The following is a 1,072-nucleotide window of genomic DNA, read 5'->3' on the forward strand; positions in this document are numbered from 1 at the left end:
GCGAAGATCGGCGGCGCCTCGCCGGTCGAGCCGAAATCGACGGCGCCGGCATTCAGCGATTCGAGGAGCTGGGGACCGGCCGGGAACTCGGCCCACTGCACCCGGTAGCCGAGCGGCGCGAGCTTCTTCTCGAGGAGGCCCTTGCCCTTCAGGAGCACGAGGGTGCCGTACTTCTGGTAGCCGACGCGGAACAGCCTGTCCTCGGCGCGCGCGGTGAGGGCGGTGAGGAGGACCAGGGCGAGGGCGGTCAGCAGCGTCCAGGCGGGGTGGAGGGGTGCGCGCGCGGCAAGGCGAGCGGCTCGGGCCGGCATGGGGGGTCTCCTTGGTTGGACGGGTGGAGTCGGATGAAAGGGCGCGACGCAGCCTTTCCCTCTCCGCAGAGGGGGGGGAGGGAGAGCTTCGCGCCCCTCAGTGCGCGCTCACGCGGCGCAGCGGCACGATGTCGTTGGCCATGACCTCGCCGACAGGCCCACGGTCGCGCGTCGCCGGCCCGGTGGTCGCCCGCAGCGGCAGCTTCGGGAAGACCAGCTCGGCGAAGCGGTAGGCCTCCTCCAGATGCGGGTAGCCGGAGAGGATGAAGCGGTCGATGCCGAGGTCGATGTATTCCTTCATCCGGTCGGCGACCTGGTCGGCCGAGCCGACGAGCGCCGTGCCCGCACCACCCCGCACCAGCCCGACGCCGGCCCAGAGGTTCGGCGACACCACGAGCCGGTCGCGGGATCCCCCGTGCAGCGCCATCATGCGGTTCTGGCCGACCGAGTCCTGGCGTTTCAGGGTCTCCTGCGCCCGCGCGATGGTGGCGTCGTCGAGCCGCGAGATCAGGCCCTCGGCCGCCGCCCAGGCCTCGCCTTCCGTCTCGCGCACGATGACGTGCAGGCGGATGCCGTACGAGAAGGTCTTGCCCCGCCGCTCGGCCGCCGCCCGGGCCGCCGCGATCTTCTCGGCCACGCCCGCCGGCGGCTCGCCCCAGGTGAGGTAGACGTCGCAGTGCTCGGCCGCGACCTCGATTCCGGCGGGCGAGGAGCCGCCGAAGTAGAGCGGCGGGTAGGGGGACTGCACGGGCGGGTAGATC

General features: G+C 72.6%; 1 protein-coding gene and 1 pseudogene. Both read right to left on the reverse strand.

Translation table 11 applies throughout. From position 1 onward, the window contains the following. Positions 1-311, reverse strand: a pseudogene (locus AX737_RS11040) (sulfonate ABC transporter substrate-binding protein); the annotation flags it as partial. Positions 312-408: 97 nt separating this feature from the next. Further along, the coding region (locus AX737_RS11045; protein ID WP_156453656.1) for an LLM class flavin-dependent oxidoreductase at positions 409-1,072 on the reverse strand (664 nt) is incomplete at its 5' end.

Origin of the sequence: Methylobacterium sp. CCH5-D2, from assembly GCF_001556475.1 — a bacterium.
In the GTDB taxonomy this organism is placed as follows: domain Bacteria; phylum Pseudomonadota; class Alphaproteobacteria; order Rhizobiales; family Beijerinckiaceae; genus Methylobacterium; species Methylobacterium hispanicum.